The 15,253-nt window shown below is 63.9% G+C and carries 16 protein-coding genes; 12 read left to right on the top strand and 4 right to left on the bottom strand.

What is annotated here, in order from left to right; genetic code table 11:
* The first annotated feature begins 18 nt into the window (after positions 1 to 18).
* The 7 genes from BN1118_RS11775 (at position 19) to BN1118_RS11745 (ending at position 8,426) form a co-directional block, all read left to right on the top strand.
* Entirely contained in the window at positions 19 to 1,377 is a 1,359-nt protein-coding gene (locus BN1118_RS11775) for a CmpA/NrtA family ABC transporter substrate-binding protein (protein ID WP_043556230.1), read from the top strand.
* Positions 1,378 to 1,391: 14 nt separating this feature from the next.
* A complete protein-coding gene (locus BN1118_RS11770; protein ID WP_043556228.1) occupies positions 1,392 to 2,336 on the top strand; it encodes an ABC transporter permease in 945 nt (314 codons plus the stop codon).
* A 47-nt stretch (positions 2,337 to 2,383) separates the two neighbouring features.
* Positions 2,384 to 3,205, top strand: a complete 822-nt coding sequence (locus BN1118_RS11765) for an ABC transporter ATP-binding protein (RefSeq protein WP_043556226.1) — start codon at positions 2,384 to 2,386, stop codon at positions 3,203 to 3,205.
* A gap of 26 nt (positions 3,206 to 3,231) precedes the next feature.
* Entirely contained in the window at positions 3,232 to 5,817 is a 2,586-nt protein-coding gene (nirB, locus tag BN1118_RS11760) for a nitrite reductase large subunit NirB (protein WP_156994927.1), read from the top strand.
* A 47-nt stretch (positions 5,818 to 5,864) separates the two neighbouring features.
* Positions 5,865 to 6,287, top strand: a complete 423-nt coding sequence (gene nirD / locus BN1118_RS11755; protein WP_244463602.1) for a nitrite reductase small subunit NirD — start codon at positions 5,865 to 5,867, stop codon at positions 6,285 to 6,287.
* Positions 6,288 to 6,432: 145 nt separating this feature from the next.
* Positions 6,433 to 7,524 (top strand): PfkB family carbohydrate kinase, encoded by a 1,092-nt coding sequence (locus tag BN1118_RS11750; protein ID WP_024943589.1) that lies wholly within the window; start codon positions 6,433 to 6,435, stop codon positions 7,522 to 7,524.
* Positions 7,518 to 8,426, top strand: a complete 909-nt coding sequence (locus BN1118_RS11745) for a pseudouridine-5'-phosphate glycosidase (protein WP_043556223.1) — start codon at positions 7,518 to 7,520, stop codon at positions 8,424 to 8,426. The genes BN1118_RS11750 and BN1118_RS11745 overlap by 7 nt, the downstream gene beginning before the upstream one ends.
* Positions 8,427 to 8,591: 165 nt before the next feature.
* On the opposite strand, the gene BN1118_RS11740 is transcribed toward BN1118_RS11745, so the two are convergent.
* Positions 8,592 to 9,317, bottom strand: coding sequence for a carbonic anhydrase (locus BN1118_RS11740; protein WP_043556221.1), 726 nt, complete (start codon positions 9,315 to 9,317; stop codon positions 8,592 to 8,594).
* 65 nt (positions 9,318 to 9,382) lie between these two features.
* On the opposite strand from BN1118_RS11740, the gene BN1118_RS22370 reads away from it, so the two are divergent.
* From BN1118_RS22370 to BN1118_RS11730, 3 genes are all read left to right on the top strand, one after another.
* Complete coding sequence (locus BN1118_RS22370) at positions 9,383 to 9,517, top strand: hypothetical protein (protein WP_276203902.1); 135 nt, start codon at positions 9,383 to 9,385, stop codon at positions 9,515 to 9,517.
* Positions 9,518 to 9,765: 248 nt separating this feature from the next.
* Complete coding sequence (locus BN1118_RS11735) at positions 9,766 to 10,743, top strand: cytochrome-c peroxidase (RefSeq protein WP_043138171.1); 978 nt, start codon at positions 9,766 to 9,768, stop codon at positions 10,741 to 10,743.
* 249 nt (positions 10,744 to 10,992) lie between these two features.
* Positions 10,993 to 11,748: a DNA/RNA non-specific endonuclease gene (locus tag BN1118_RS11730; RefSeq protein WP_043556219.1), complete on the top strand. Its 756-nt coding sequence runs from the start codon at positions 10,993 to 10,995 to the stop codon at positions 11,746 to 11,748.
* A gap of 37 nt (positions 11,749 to 11,785) precedes the next feature.
* On the opposite strand, the gene BN1118_RS11725 is transcribed toward BN1118_RS11730, so the two are convergent.
* From BN1118_RS11725 to BN1118_RS11715, 3 genes are read right to left on the bottom strand one after another with little or no spacing between them, the layout of a single operon-like run.
* Entirely contained in the window at positions 11,786 to 12,001 is a 216-nt protein-coding gene (locus tag BN1118_RS11725; protein ID WP_043138177.1) for a hypothetical protein, read from the bottom strand.
* Between the two features lie 46 nt (positions 12,002 to 12,047).
* On the bottom strand, positions 12,048 to 13,124 hold the full coding sequence (locus tag BN1118_RS11720) for a methyltransferase (protein ID WP_043556218.1): 1,077 nt from the start codon (positions 13,122 to 13,124) through the stop codon (positions 12,048 to 12,050).
* An 18-nt stretch (positions 13,125 to 13,142) separates the two neighbouring features.
* Positions 13,143 to 13,535 carry a hypothetical protein gene (locus BN1118_RS11715; RefSeq protein ID WP_043138183.1) on the bottom strand — a complete coding sequence of 131 codons (393 nt, stop codon included), beginning with the start codon at positions 13,533 to 13,535 and terminating at the stop codon, positions 13,143 to 13,145.
* A 250-nt stretch (positions 13,536 to 13,785) separates the two neighbouring features.
* On the opposite strand from BN1118_RS11715, the gene BN1118_RS11710 reads away from it, so the two are divergent.
* Together BN1118_RS11710 and BN1118_RS11705 are read left to right on the top strand one after the other, a co-directional pair.
* Positions 13,786 to 14,499, top strand: coding sequence for a beta-ketoacyl synthase chain length factor (locus BN1118_RS11710; protein WP_043556216.1), 714 nt, complete (start codon positions 13,786 to 13,788; stop codon positions 14,497 to 14,499).
* Positions 14,484 to 15,242, top strand: a complete 759-nt coding sequence (locus tag BN1118_RS11705) for a lysophospholipid acyltransferase family protein (RefSeq protein WP_043556214.1) — start codon at positions 14,484 to 14,486, stop codon at positions 15,240 to 15,242. The genes BN1118_RS11710 and BN1118_RS11705 overlap by 16 nt, the downstream gene beginning before the upstream one ends.
* Positions 15,243 to 15,253: the final 11 nt, after the last annotated feature.

The raw sequence follows: 15,253 nt of genomic DNA, 5'->3' as shown, positions 1-15,253 counted from the left end.
TCTGAGCGAGGAAGGCGAATGAACAAGAGACAAGGATGTGCGGGTCTGCTGCTGGCGCTGCTGTCACTGCCGACGCTGGCGGCTGTGGGGGCCCCGGAGCAGGAGGAGCTCAAGCTGGGCTTCATCAAGCTGACCGACATGGCACCGCTGGCGGTGGCCTATGAGCGCGGTTATTTCGAGGATGAGGGGCTCTACGTCACCCTGGAGGCGCAGGCGAACTGGAAGGTGCTGCTGGATCGGGTGATCGACGGCGAGCTGGACGGTGCCCAGATGCTGGCGGGTCAGCCGCTGGCCGCCCATGTCGGCATAGGCACCCAGGCCGAGCTGGTGACGGCATTCGCCATGGATCTCAACGGCAACGCCATCACGGTCGCCAACCCTGTGTGGGCCGCCATGCAGCCCCATCTGCCCAAGGCGGTGGCGGGCCAGGTACCGGCCCCGGTGAGCGCCGCCGCGCTCAAACCCGTGGTGGCTCAATACCGGCAGGCGGGCAAGCCGTTCAACATGGGGATGGTGTTCCCCGTCTCCCCCCACAACTACGAGCTCAGATACTGGCTGGCGGCCGGCGGGTTGAACCCCGGCTTCTATGCCCCCGACCTCGGCGACAGCTCGGGTCAGCGTCAGGCGGACGTGCTGCTGTCGGTCACGCCGCCACCCCAGATGCCCGCCACCCTGGAGGCGGGCACCATAGCCGGCTACAGCGTGGGAGAACCCTGGAACCAGCAGGCGGTCGCCAGGGGCATAGGGGTGCCCGTCATTACCGATTATGAGATCTGGCGCAACAACCCGGAGAAGGTGTTCGGCGTCACCCGCCAGTGGGCCGAGCGTCACCCCAATACCCACATACGGCTGGTGAAGGCGCTGCTGCGGGCGGCCTGGTGGCTGGATGCCGAGCAGAACGGCAACCGGCGCGAGGCGGCCAAGCTGCTGGCGCGGCCGGAGTACGTGGGGGCCGACGAGGGGGTGATCGCCAACTCCATGGTGGGCACCTTCGAGTACGCCAAGGGAGACAAGCGCAGCCTGCCGGATTTCAACGTCTTCTTCCGCCATCAGGCCACCTATCCCTACTACTCGGATGCCATCTGGTATCTGACCCAGATGCGGCGCTGGGGCCAGATCCCGACGGCCAAGCCGGACGCCTGGTTCGAGCAGGTCGCCAGGGCAGTCTATCAACCCGAGGTCTACCGCCAGGCGGCCGAGGAGTTGATCGCCGAGGGCAAGTTCAAGGCGCAGGATTTCCCCGATTTTGCCAGTGAGCAGGGCTATCGCGGCCCGCAGGATGGTTTCATCGACGGCCTCATCTACGACGGCCGCCACCCCAACGCCTATCTGCAACAGTTTGCCATCGGCCTCAAGGGCGATGAGCGGGTGCAATGAGCGAGGAGAGCGCAATGAAACGACACAAGTGGAAAGTCATCAATTGGAAAACCATGGTGCAGCCCCTGCTCGGCGTGCTGCTGTTCCTCGGCCTCTGGCAGTGGGGGGCGAGTCAGGTGCAGACCAGCCTGGGCACCTTGCCGGGACCGCTGGCGACCGCCAGCCAGCTCTGGTCGCTGGGGCAGGAGCATCTGGCCGAGCGGGAGAAGGCGAGCGCCTTCCTCGAGCGCCAGCAGGTGCGCAATGCCGAGCGGCTGGCCGCAGATCCGGCGGCCGAGGTGAGGCTGCGCCCCTATACCGGGCGCCCCACCTTCTTCGATCAGATCGCCACCAGCCTGCTCACTGTGCTGTGCGGCTTCGCTCTGGCCAGCCTGATCGCCATCCCGTGCGGCGTGCTGCTCGGCATGAATCAGGGGCTCTACCGCGCCGCCAACCCGGTGATCCAGCTGCTCAAGCCGGTGTCGCCCCTGGCCTGGCTGCCGCTTATCACGCTGGTGGTGAGCGCGCTCTACACCAGCTCTGCGCCCTGGCTTGCGAAGTCTTTCGTCACCTCGGCGCTGACGGTGACCCTCTGCTCCCTCTGGCCGACCCTGATCAACACGGCGGTCGGGGTGGCGGGGCTGGACAGCGACCTGCACAACGTCAGCCGGGTGCTGCGGCTCTCTTTCCTGACCCATGTGCGCCGCATAGTGCTGCCCGGCGCCCTGCCCATGATCTTCACCGGGCTGCGGTTGTCGCTCGGGGTGGCCTGGATGGTGCTGATCGCGGCCGAGATGCTGGCCCAGAACCCCGGGCTCGGCAAGTTCGTATGGGACGAGTTCCAGAGCGGCGGCTCGGCCTCCCTGGCCCGCATCATGGTGGCCGTGGTCACCATTGGCCTCATCGGCTGCGGCCTGGACAGGGGCATGCTGGCCCTGCAGCAGTGGTTGTCCTGGGACAAGCGTCAGGTGCTGCGCTAGGAACCGGGTTCAGTGACGAAACACATATTCAGGCAGGAGAAGAGCCAATGAAGAGTTATCTGGAGATAAGCGACGTCGGCATCTCGTTCGAGACGGAGCAGGGGCGCTTCGAGGCCCTCAGCCGGGTCAACCTGCGCATCGAGCGGGGGGAGTTCGTCTCCCTCATAGGCCACTCAGGTTGCGGCAAGAGCACTGTGCTCAACCTGGTGGCCGGGCTGCTGGAGCCCACCACGGGGGGCATCATCCTCGACGGGCGCGAGGTGGCTGGGCCGGGCCCGGAGCGGGCCATGGTGTTCCAGAACCATGCGTTGCTGCCCTGGCTCAGCGTCCGGCAGAACGTGGCGCTGGCGGTGGGGCAGGTGGAGCCGAACCGGCGGGCGGCTTCGGAGCGGGTCGACTACTACCTCTCCCTGGTGCAGATGGATCACGCCAGCCAGAAGATGCCCCACGAGCTGTCGGGAGGGATGAAGCAGCGGGTCGGCATCGCCCGGGCGCTGTCGCTCTCCCCCAAGGTGCTGCTGATGGACGAGCCGTTCGGTGCCCTGGATGCCCTGACCCGGGCCCACCTGCAGGATGCGCTGATGGCCATTCAGGCCGAGCTTGGCAATACCGTCATCATGATCACCCACGACGTGGACGAGGCTGTGCTGCTCTCCGATCGCATCGTCATGATGACCAATGGCCCCGCCGCCACGGTCGGGGAGATCCTGACCGTGGACTTGCCAAGGCCCAGAGACAGGGTCGCCCTGGCGGACGATGGTCACTATCACAAGCTGCGCCAGCAGGTGCTGCGCTTCCTCTACGAGAAGCAGCGCAAGGTGACCCCCCTCAAGGCGGCCGACCCGGTGCGCAGCAAGCTGCGCGCCTGAGCCCCCAGAATTCAAGGAAGAGAAACATGGACAATAAACAAAGATTGCTGGTGGTGGGCAAGGGCATGGATGATGAGATGGACCATCACTTGGTCGACTCGCCTGAGAGGGGTGAGAAACAACGTCTGCTGGTGATCGGCAACGGCATGGTGGGTCATCACTTCGTCGAGCAGCTGGTAGCAGCCGGTGGCCTGAACCGGTTCGAGGTGACGGTATTTGGTGCCGAGCCGGACTCCGCCTACGACAGGGTGCATCTGTCCGAGGTATTTGGCGGCAAGGCGCCCGAGGCGCTGCAACTGGCGGATCCCGCCTGGTATGAGACGCAGGGCATCAGGCTGCGGCTGGGGGCCGAGGTGGAGGTGCTGGACAGAGATACCCGCACCCTGACCCTGGCCGATGGCGAGCGGTTCGGTTACGACCGGCTGGTGCTGGCGACCGGCTCCGTGCCCTTCGTGCCCCCCATCCCCGGCCATCAGCGGGCGGGCTGCTTCGTCTACCGTACCCTGGGGGATCTCGCCGCCATCCGCGATGCCTGCGCCCAGGCGCGCAGCGGCGTGGTGATCGGCGGCGGCCTGCTCGGACTGGAGGCGGCCAATGCCCTGCGGCTGCTCGGCCTCAAGACCCAGGTGGTGGAGTTTGCCCCGCGGCTGATGCCGGTGCAGCTCGATGACAACGGCGGCGCCGTGCTGCGGGACAAGATCCGGGCGCTCGGGGTCGAGGTGCTGGTGGAGAAGGCCACCGAGTGCATCGAGGATGGGGAGCTGGCCCGTCAGCGGCTGAGGTTCAAGGATGGATCTCATCTTGAGACCGACGTGATCCTGTTCTCGGCCGGCATCAGACCCGCCGACGGCCTGGCCCGTCAATCCGGGCTGAGCGTCGGTGAGCGCGGCGGCATCTGCATCGACGAGGGCTGCCACAGCTCGGATCCCGCCATCCTCGCCATCGGCGAATGCGCGCTCTGGCAGGGGCGCATCTTCGGGCTGGTGGCCCCCGGCTACCAGATGGCCCGCGCCGCCGTGGCCAGCCTGTGCGGCGGCGAGAGCCGCTTCGCGGGGGCCGACATGTCCACCAAGCTCAAGCTGATGGGGGTGGACGTGGGCTCCATCGGCGACGCCCACGCCAGCACCGCCGGTGCCCAGGAGCTGCTGCTGCTGGACAGGGTCAACGGCATCTACAAGAAGCTGGTGACCGACGGCGAGGGGAGCCGGCTGCTCGGCGCCATCCTGGTGGGGGACGGAGCCGATTATGAGCGGCTGCTGCAGTACTACCAGAACGGGGTGGCACTGCCCCAGCCGCCGCTCTCCCTGCTGGTGGGGGAAGCGGGCGGCGCGGCGGCGCCTCTGGTGCTGCCGGACAGCGCCATCCTCTGCTCCTGCCACAACGTCAGCAAGGGGGCCGTGGTGGCCGCCGTCAAGGCAGGCAACCACGAGCTGGCGGCGGTCAAGAGCTGCACCAAGGCGGGCACCGGCTGCGGCGGCTGCAGCAACCTGCTCAAGCAGGTGGTGGAGCAGACCCTGAGCGAAATCGGGGTCGAGGCGGACAAGGGGCTGTGCGAGCACTTCGCCCACAGCCGCCAGGAGCTCTATCACCTGGCCCGGGTCGGCGAGCTGAAGAGCTTCGAGGCGCTGCGCGACAAACACGGCCAGGGCCTTGGCTGCGACATCTGCAAGCCGACGGTCGCCTCCATACTGGCGTCGCTGTGGAACGAGCACGTGCTGGAGAAGCCGCACCGTGGCCTGCAGGACACCAACGACGCCTTCCTCGCGAACCTGCAAAAGGATGGCACCTACTCAGTGGTGCCGCGCATTCCGGGGGGGGAGATCACCCCGGACGGCCTCATCACAATCGGGGAGGTGGCGCGCAAGTACGGTCTCTACACCAAGATCACCGGCGGCCAGCGTATCGATCTGTTCGGTGCCCGGGTCGACCAGCTGCCCGCCATCTGGGGCGAGCTGGTGGCGGCGGGTTTCGAGACCGGCCAGGCCTACGGCAAGTCGGTGCGCACCGTGAAGTCCTGCGTCGGCTCCACCTGGTGTCGCTACGGGGTGCAGGACTCCATGACCCTGACCCAGACCCTGGAGCACCGCTACAAGGGGCTGCGGGCGCCCCACAAGCTGAAGTTTGCGGTCTCCGGCTGCACCCGGGAGTGCGCCGAGGCCCAGAGCAAGGACATAGGCGTCATCGCCACCGAGCGGGGCTGGAACCTCTATGTGTGCGGCAACGGCGGCATGCGGCCGCGCCACGCCGACCTGTTCGCCACCGATCTCGACGAGCAGACCCTGATCCGCTACATCGACCGGCTGCTGATGTTCTATGTGCGCACCGGGGACAGGCTGCAGCGCACCTCGGTCTGGATGGAGAACATGGAGGGGGGGCTCGACTACCTCAAGTCGGTGATCATAGAGGACAGGCTCGGCATAGGGGCCGAGCTGGAGGCCATGATGGGGGAGATAGTCGGCACCTGGCAGTGCGAGTGGAAGAGCACATTGGCGGATCCGGACAAGCTGAAGCTGTTCGAGGCCTTCGTCAACCAGCCGGAGGGGAGCACGCCCCCCAGACGGGAAGAACGGGGCCAATGGGTGCCGGATATCGCTATCAAGGAGGTGATATGAACGGGGCCAGTGGGTTGCAAGCCAGCCATCAGTATCAAGGAGGTGATATGAACGGGGCCAACCAGAGTGCATGGCAAGAGATGCCGGATGAGCAGCGACAAGGAGCAGAGATGGAGCCGAGCAGAGAGAACGTGTTGCAGAGCGAGCATGGCGAATGGTTGCGGGCATGCGAGCTGGCCGCCCTGCCGGAGCAGGCGGGGCGCAGCGCCTGGCTGGGGGGGCGGGCGCTGGCGCTGTTTCGGCTCGGCGAGCGTGTCTATGCGCTGGATGACCTGGATCCCCTGGCCGGGGTGGCCGTGTTGAGCCGGGGCCTGGTGGGGGATTGCGGTGGCGAGCCCGTGGTTGCCTCGCCGCTCTACAAGCAGCGTTATGCCCTGGCCGATGGCCGCTGTCTGGACGACCCGACGCTGAAGGTGGCCTGCTGGCCCGTGATGCAGAGTGCCAGCGAAGTCTGGGTGTTGTTGGGCTGAGTGGAATCATCTGAAAACCGTTTTTTCATCGCCGGGCTTTGCCCGGTGATTTTTTGTGCGCAAACCGACAATTTTTGCACGGGGTGATAGCGGGAAAACGTTTTTCGGAAATAATAGACAAACGTTTGTAACTGGATGTTTGTCTATGACGGAACGTGAGCAAGAGATCCTCGCCCTGCTGCGCCAGGACCCCATGATTGCCCAGCAGGAGCTGGCGGACAGGCTCGGCATCAGCCGCTCGGCGCTGGCGAGCCACATCTCCAGCCTGATGCGCCAGGGCTATGTGCAGGGGCGCGGTTATGTGCTGCGGGAAGGGCCCTACGCCGTGGTGATCGGCGGCGCAAATATGGATATCTGCGGCTGCAGCCACGACAACCTGCGCATCGGCGACTCCAATCCCGGCAAGGTTCGCACCTCCGCCGGCGGGGTGGGGCGCAACATAGCCGAGAACCTGGCGCGGCTCGGTACAGATACCCGGCTGCTGAGCGCGGTGGGCAACGATCAATACGGTCATCACCTGCTGGACGTGACCCAGCGTGCCGGCGTCGACGTGCGCCAGGTGCTGATGCTGGACGGCCAGGCGACCTCCTGTTACCTCAGCCTGCACGATGGCAGCGGCGAGATGAGCTGCGCCGTCAACGACATGGCGATCATCGAGCAGCTCACCCCGGCCCGGCTCACCCCCTTGAGCGGTTTTCTCGGCGCGGCCCGGCTCTGGGTGCTCGACACCAACCTCGCCACCCACACCCTGGACTGGTTGTTCGAGCGCCAGGGCGAGCACATCATCTTCGTCGACACCGTCTCGGTGGCCAAGGTGGAGAAGATCCGCCCCTGGCTGCACCGGATCCACACCCTCAAGCCCAACCGCAGCGAGGCCGAGCAGCTGTGCGGCTTCACCATAGCCGGGCCCGATACCTGGCCCATGGCGGCGGCCTGGTTCCACCGGGCCGGGGTGCAGCGGCTGTTCCTGAGTCTCGGCGATCAGGGGATTTTCTATAGCGACGGGGAGTGCCAGGGCCATCTGCCCGTGCTCGGCAGCCCGGTCGTCAACGTGACCGGCGGTGGCGATGCCTTCATGGCAGGGCTGGCCCATGCCTGGTTGCAGGAGCAGGGCATCATGGAGACAACCCGGTTCGCCCTCGGTTGCGCCGCCCTCACCGTCAATTGTTCCGATACCGTCTTTTCCGGCCTATCCAAGGCCGCCGTTGAACGCATGCTGGAGGAGTACCCATGTTGAACGCTTACCTCGATATCCAACCTGAAGTCGCTGCGGCCCTGGCCGCCGGCAAACCCGTCGTTGCCCTGGAGTCCACCATCATCTCCCACGGCATGCCCTATCCGCAGAACGTGGAAACGGCGCGTCAGGTAGAGCAAGTCGTGCGCGACAACGGCGCCGTGCCGGCCACCATAGCCATCCTGGATGGCCGTCTCAAAGTGGGTCTGGATGCGGGGGCGCTGGAGGCGCTGGGTCGGGCCGGTCATGCCGCCACCAAGTGCAGTCGCCGCGACATTCCCTTCGTGCTGGCGAACAAGGGGCTGGGCGCGACCACGGTCGCCTCCACCATGATCATCGCCGCCATGGCCGGGATCCGGGTGTTCGCCACCGGCGGCATCGGCGGCGTGCATCGCGGCGCCCAAGAGACCTTCGACATCTCGGCGGATCTGCAGGAGTTTGCCCAGACCCCGGTGGCCGTGGTCTGCGCCGGCGCCAAGTCAATCCTCGACATAGGTCTGACCCTGGAGTACCTGGAGACCCAGGGCGTGCCCGTCATCGGCTATCAGACCGATGAGCTGCCTGCCTTCTACACCCGCGAGAGCGGCTTCAAGGTGGATTACCGGCTGGAGAGCCCGGCGGCGATCGCCGAGGCGCTGCGCCTCAAGTGGGAGCTGGGACTGGCCGGCGGTGCCGTGGTCACCAACCCGATCCCGACCCAGTTTGCCATGCCCAGGGCCGACATAGATGCCGCGATCAAGCAGGCGCTGCAGGAAGCGGACGAGCAGGGGGTGAAGGGCAAGGCGTCCACCCCCTTCCTGCTGGCCCGGGTGTGCGAACTGACCGGTGGCAACTCGCTGGCGGCCAACATCCAGCTGGTGCTGAACAACGCCGCGCTGGGAGCCCGCATCGCCGCCAGCCTGTAACGGGTAGTCCGGGGCGGTAACTCCCTGGCCGTTAATGTCCAGCTGGTGCTGAACAACGCAGCGCTGGGGGCGCGTATCGCAGCCAGTCTGTAATCAGTTGCTGCAAACGAAAAAGAGGGCCTCTTGGCCCTCTTTTCTATCTCTGCTCTGTGATCGCCAGGGGGGTTATTGCAACACCAGCCGACCGTTCAGCGGCTGCACGGGTCTGTTGTTGGGGTGGTGCATCACCGCCTTGAAGGCGTCGATCTGGGCCTGGCTCACCTGCACCGGCTGCTTTATCACCAGCCAGCGCACCCCTTCCGAGCAGGGCGGTGTGGTCAGCGAACCGCTGAAGCGGTAGTAGTCGCGGTTGGTGGGCAGCAGCTGATCCGCCGACAGCGGCGTTGCCAGCGACCGGCTTTCGCCCACCTTCTCCGGCAGCTGCTGCCAGGCCTGGCTCAGCGCCGGGTTGGCGCGGCCCGGCTCGAACATCACGGCCACCACCGCCAGCTCACCCTTGGCATTGGCGTGCACCAGGTGCCCCTCCAGCGGGTAGGATTTGCCCTTGATGAGGTTTTCACTGGGGGCGTGGAAGTGGAACTGCTTGAGCTCAAAGCGCATGCCGTCGAGTTCAAGCGAGCTGCCCGGGGCATAGCTGACCTGTACCGTGTGGCCGTTGTTGGTGACGCTCTGGCCACCCGCCAGGTAGTGAAACTGCAGCGGGGCCAGCTTGGCCTCCACCAGACCATCGAGGTTGACAGGCGACTGGTTGCTGCCCGCGCACTGGCCAAATTCGGGGGTCAGTTTGGCCCATTGCGCCGGGCCGGCCTCACCGCTGTATTCCCAATGCGGGGCGGCGGCGAAGGCGGTGGGACAGAGCAACAGGGCACAGGCCAACAGGGACTTTCTCATCATACATCCTTATCTTGATTGAAAAGCACAGCCATCCGCTTCCTTAATAAGTGAAGGAACACTGGATGGCATTATCTGAAATGCGGGATACAGAATGTCAGACCGGATTGTTTATTATTAACAGCCGCATTGCCGATCATATTTATGATGCATTTAATATGAATCTAATTAACAGTCGGCAGCGCCTGCATATTGAATAATCGCTTTATTCAATGACAGCAATCTAATTAATTGGCTGTCATCGCAGATGAATTAGCTCATAATTTATCCATCAGAATTCAGCTCTTTTTTGGCTCGCAAGTCCCCGCCACCGATCCGCCTGTAATATATTAATCCATTGTTTTTAATGTGGTTTTTGTTGGTCTCATTTGATCTTGAACAAATAATAAGCAGGCTTTCCCGGTCAGGCTGATGCTGCTGTTATGCACAGTCACAAGGGAGAGAAAAAATGAATAAATATTGTCTGTTGCTGGCGCTGGGTCTGCCCGGGATGGGGTGGGCGGCTGAACCGGTCCAACCGGTAGAGGTACCCAAGGTGGCATCGCCGGAAAAAGTCGAGCTGGGCAAGATGCTGTTCTTCGAGCCACGGCTCTCCAAATCCAACGCCATCTCCTGCAACTCCTGCCACAACCTGGCGACCGGCGGGGTGGACAACCAGGTCAGCTCTCTTGGCCACAAGTGGAAGGAGGGGCCGATCAACTCGCCCACAGTGCTCAACTCCAGCCTCAACTTCGTGCAGTTCTGGGACGGTCGTGCCAAGGATCTGCAGGCGCAGGCTGCGGGCCCCATCGAGAATCCGCTGGAGATGGCCTTCACCCACAAGCTGGCGGTGGAGACGCTGCACACCCTGCCCGAATATCGCACCCGTTTCGGCGCCGTGTACGGCAAGGCGGACTTCGGCATCGATGAGGTCACGGACGCCATCGCCGCCTTCGAGGAGACCCTGGTCACCCCCAACGCGCCGTTCGATCTCTGGTTGAAGGGAGATGGCAAGGCGCTGACGGCGCAGCAGCTGAAGGGCTATCAGCTGTTCAAGGAGAAGGGCTGCACCGCCTGCCACAACGGGGTGGCCATCGGCGGCAACTCTTATCAGAAGATGGGGCTGGTCAAGCCGTTCAAGACCGACAACCCGGCCCTGGGCCGTGGCGGCGTGACCGGCGAGAAGCAGTTCATCGGCTGGTTCAAGGTGCCGACCCTGCGCAACATAGAGCTGACCTACCCCTACTTCCACGACGGTTCAGTCTGGGATCTGAAGGAGGCGGTGCAGATAATGGCGGACATCCAGCTGGGTCAGGCGCTGAGCGAGCAGGAGGCCGACGACATGACGGCCTATCTCAAGAGCCTGACCGGCGAGCAGCCGCAGATAGTGCTGCCAATCCTGCCACCCTCCCAACCCGATACCCCCAGGCCTCAGGTCAAGAGCTGAGCGGGTCGTGAGTCTGAAATCGAGCGGGGCTGATGCCCCGCTTTTTCATGGCCCTATCTCTCTGATAACACTGCCAAAGTGCAGTATTCAGCATAATGACAAGGGGATGACAATCCCCCAGCTGGCGACGGGGATTTCACCGATTTGCAGCCCTCTTCACAATTTCAACACGCTCACAATCTGTTCGATTGCCTAACTCATCCGACCTGGTGTCAAATCACTCCGCCTAATACAAGGAGTGGCATAATAATGAATAATATCAATAAATTAGTTCTGGCTATCGGATTCACTCTCACCACATTCCCGACCCTGGCGGCGGGCTTCCAGTGCAAGGATCACGTCAAGCTCGGGGTCCCCAGCCAATCCAGTCAACTGCTGTGCCGTGACGGTTACGCCGCCGGTTACAACTATGACACCAAGGTCTCTGACTGGGTCTCTTATCGGATGACGGCCGCCAGTGCCCAGGGCCAGGTGCCGCGCAAGGATGCCTTTGCCGAAGACAGGGAGGTACCGGTGCAGTACCGCGCCACCCTGGCGGACTACAAGGGCTCGGGTTATGACCGCGGCCACCAGGCGCCTGCGGCGGACATGCGCTCCACCGCCACCACCATGAAGCAGAGCTTCCTGTTGACCAACATGACCCCGCAGTTGCCGGCGCTCAATCAGGGGGCCTGGCGCATTCTGGAGGAGAAGACCCGCCAGTGGGCCATCGCCTATCAGGATGTGCAGGTGATCACGGGCCCCATCTTCACCAACTCCGATGGCGCCATCGGCAATGGTGTGACTGTACCCCACGCCTATTATCGGGTGGTGATGGACGTGGCCAACCAGGAGGCGATCGCCTTCGTCCTGCCGCAGCAGAACGTGTCGGCCAGCAAGCTTGCGGATTACATAGTGACTGTGGATGCGGTGGAGGAGCAGACCGGGCTCGATTTCTTCACCGAGCTGCCGGATGAACAGGAAGAGGCCATGGAATCCCGGCTGATGGCCATGTGGGGCAACTGACTCGCGGTAATGACAACAGGGGCCTTGGCCCCTGTTGTCAGTCGTTCAGATCGTCACCGATTTTCTTGACGGTATCCCGGGTGCCGTGACCGATTTCACGGGTCACATCCCGGGTGGTGTGGCCAATCTCGCGGGTCACGTTGCGGGTGGTGTGCCCCACTGTCCTGCCCGCCTCCTTGATGTCGGCACAGCCGCCGGTCACTGCGCCCAGGGTCAGGCCGAGTGCCAGCAGTGCCAGGTAGTTAGGCGTCATGTGTGCTCCTCCTCGTTTCATCATCATCTTGATGCCGATGACGGCATTATGGCCTCGTGTGCAGCGGGCGGGCAACCAGCAGGGTATGGCCCGGGCCCGGGATCTCGTGCTCCTCCTCCACGTGGAAATGCGCCTCGCGCAGGCACTGGTACATCTGTTTGGAGTGATAGAAGCGGCTGTTGCCGTTGGCCAGACAGGTGAAGTAGAGGGAGGTGGCGTTGAGACTGAAACTGGCGGCTTCGAAGGTCTGCCTGTCCCAGAACAGCTCCAGGATGCAGACCCTGGCGTCCGGTTGCATGGCCAGCCGGATCCGATTCAGGATGGCGACTATCTGTTCGTGACTGAAGCAGTCGAGGAACTGGCTCATCCACCAGAGATCGGCCTCGCCGGGCAGGGTACCCGCTTGCAGCAGATCCACCGGATGGCCCTGCACTCGATCGCTGAGACCCGCCTCTTCAATATTGAGCCTGGCCAGCGCCAGCTGCTCGGGCAAGTCCAGTATGGTGACCCGCAGGGCGGGATCCCGGTTGGCGCAGGCAATGGCCCACTTGCCGGTGTTGCCGCCCAGATCGTAGAGGTGGCGCGGCTCATAGCCAAGCACCTTCGCCTGTGCCTGCTGGAAGGCCCAGTCGGAGTAGAAGTGATCAAACGCAAACCAGCTGCTGCGGGCGGGCTCGGGCAGCTCGCTCAGGTGCGGGTAGAGGGTCTGCCAGGGGCCGAACTCCTGCAGACCGGCCGGCGTGCCGTCGCGGATGGCGTCGAGCAGATGGGCGAGGGGTTGATAGCAGACGTGCTGGGTGAAGTCGAGATTGACCCGGCTCATGGCATCGTGCTGCAGATACTTGCCGACCCGGCCCAGCACATAGCGATCGTCGGCCAGGTAGCAGAGTCCGCCGCCGAGCCCCATGTCCAGCAGCACGCTGACCGCATATTCACTCAGCTCGCACGCCTGGGCTATGTCCGCCAGCGGCGCCCCCTGCTGGCCACGGGTCTCGAGAAAGGCGAGCACCCCGGTTTCACGCAGACACCAGCTGGCCTGGAACAGCATGGGCCCGAAGGCGATCTTCTGGGCCGCGCCTATGGCCTCCAGCGCGTTGTAGGGGTCTGCCTGATAATGGTTCACGGGGTGGCTCCTGCCGGATTAACGGCTCTGTGCGCGGGCGAGTTCGGTCTGGATAGCCTGATTCAGGCCCAGTACCCAGCGGTTATAACTGCGATGTATGCTGCCCTTGCCCTTGTCATCAAGGTTGATGCTGCTCACATAATTAATGGAATAGTCGTGACTGCTATATGGAATATCGATCACCGCCTGATGCTGGCGTACATTGACCTGGCCACGAATAAGTCCCGGCTTCTCTTTTTTCATCACCCAGCTCTTGCTGATCCCCGCCGTGATAATGGCGCTGGCCACCTGATCTTCGGTCAGATTGAAGGCAACCGGGTTGGCGGCCATATTGCGAATGGGCTGGCTGGTGGAGCAGGCGGCCAGCAGGGCGCAGGCCAGCAACAGGGATATTTTATTAATGAGTTTCATAATATTTCCTTGCGAGGACATTCAATAAATGGAGCCCGGCAATGAGACAACACAAATCATTTATTTTCAATCACAATGCCAACGGATAATCCTCGCCAGCTATTATTTTTGATGAATAATGGTATTATTCGCGCGGTATTAATGTGATGACTCCGGTGGATAATCCCCAGGGAGCAGGCACTGCCCGCCGGGTGAGTGCCTTTTATCGTCCAAGCGCTCACACCAAGGTCAAGGACAGGTTGCCTGAAATATGCTCTCTTTTTCGCTGCAGGATAGTCAGGCACTGTCACCCGGCCTTGTCGACGAACTCGACTGGCAGGCGTGGGCACGGCAGGGACAATGGCCCGCCGACCCCCCGTTCCCCGCGACCCCCTTGCTGCCCATGATGATGGCGCGCCGCCTGAGCCAGGGTTCCCGACTGGCGGTGCAGGTGGGGCTGAGCCTGCTGGCTCGCCATCCCGTCGATTACGCCATCTTCGTCAGCCGCCACGGCGAGCTGGCCCGTTCTGTGACCCTGTTGCAGGCGCTGGCGGACGGCCAGGCGCTGTCCCCTACCGATTTCTCCATGTCGGTGCACAACACGGCCGCCGGCCTTAGCTCCATTCAGGGCAAGGCCGCCATTCCCATGACCTCGCTGGCGGCGGGAGAGGGCGGACTGATGGCGGGGTTTACCGAGGCGGTGGCGGCGCTGCACGCCGGTGCCAGCCGGGTGCTGCTGGTGGCGTTCGAGGGGCCTGTGCCCGAGTTTCATCGCCCCTGGTTGCCAGACGAGGCGCCGCCCCATGCGCTGGGGCTGGTGCTGCAGGCTGGCGACGAGTGGCGCTGCGAGGGGGCGCGCCGCGCAGTCGAGCCCCATGCACCTTCTTTGCCTCAGTCGCTGGCCTTCTGGCGGGCCCTGCTGCGGCATGAATCGACCCTGACCCTTTGTGATGGCCGCCAGGAGTGGACATGGCAGCGGCGCTGAACCGGGGCTGGCGGCTGATCGGCACGGCCCTTGGCTTCACCCTGTTCGGGGTGGGCGGCCTGCTGCTCTCCCTGTGCTGGTTTCCACTGCTGGCGCTCTGCCTGCGCGGGGAGCGGCGGCGGACCCTGGCCCAGCTGACCATACGCCACAGCTTTCGGCTGTTTCTCGGGGTGTTACGCGGCTGGGGTGTGCTGGATTATCGGGTGAGCGACATGCCCGCCGACTTGCGCGGCGCCCTGGTGGTGGCCAATCACCCCAGCCTGCTCGACTACGTCATGCTGGCGGCCGAGATGCCGGTGTGCGACTGCATCGTCAAGCAGTCCCTCTGGCGCAACCCCTTCGTGGGCGGCGTGGTGCGGGCGGCCGACTACCTGCCCAATGTGGAGGCTGAGCGCCTCCTGCCCCTGTGCATGGCACGGATCCAGGCTGGCGGCCTGCTGCTGATCTTCCCGGAGGGAACCCGCACCACGCCGGGGGAATCCATCAAGCTGCAGCGCGGCGCGGCCCAGTTGGCGGTGCGCAGCCGGGTGCCCCTGCAGCCGGTGCGGATCCACTGCAGCACCCGATTTCTCACCAAACAGGACAAATGGTTCAAGATCCCGGAAAATAAGCCGACTTTCACCATAGAATTCCTGCCGCAAGTGGCGGCAGACGAGGTGGTCGCCACCGACCAGAGCAGTGCGCTGGCCGCCCGCCAGTTGACCCGGTTTCTCACCCAGGCCCTGCAAACGGGGCCCCAATGACAGCGTATGGA

The sequence above is a fragment of the Aeromonas bestiarum genome, from assembly GCF_000819745.1.
Classification (GTDB): domain Bacteria; phylum Pseudomonadota; class Gammaproteobacteria; order Enterobacterales; family Aeromonadaceae; genus Aeromonas; species Aeromonas bestiarum.
The sequence above is the reverse complement of the archived record's forward strand: the minus strand, read 5'-3'. Positions and strand labels throughout refer to the sequence as shown.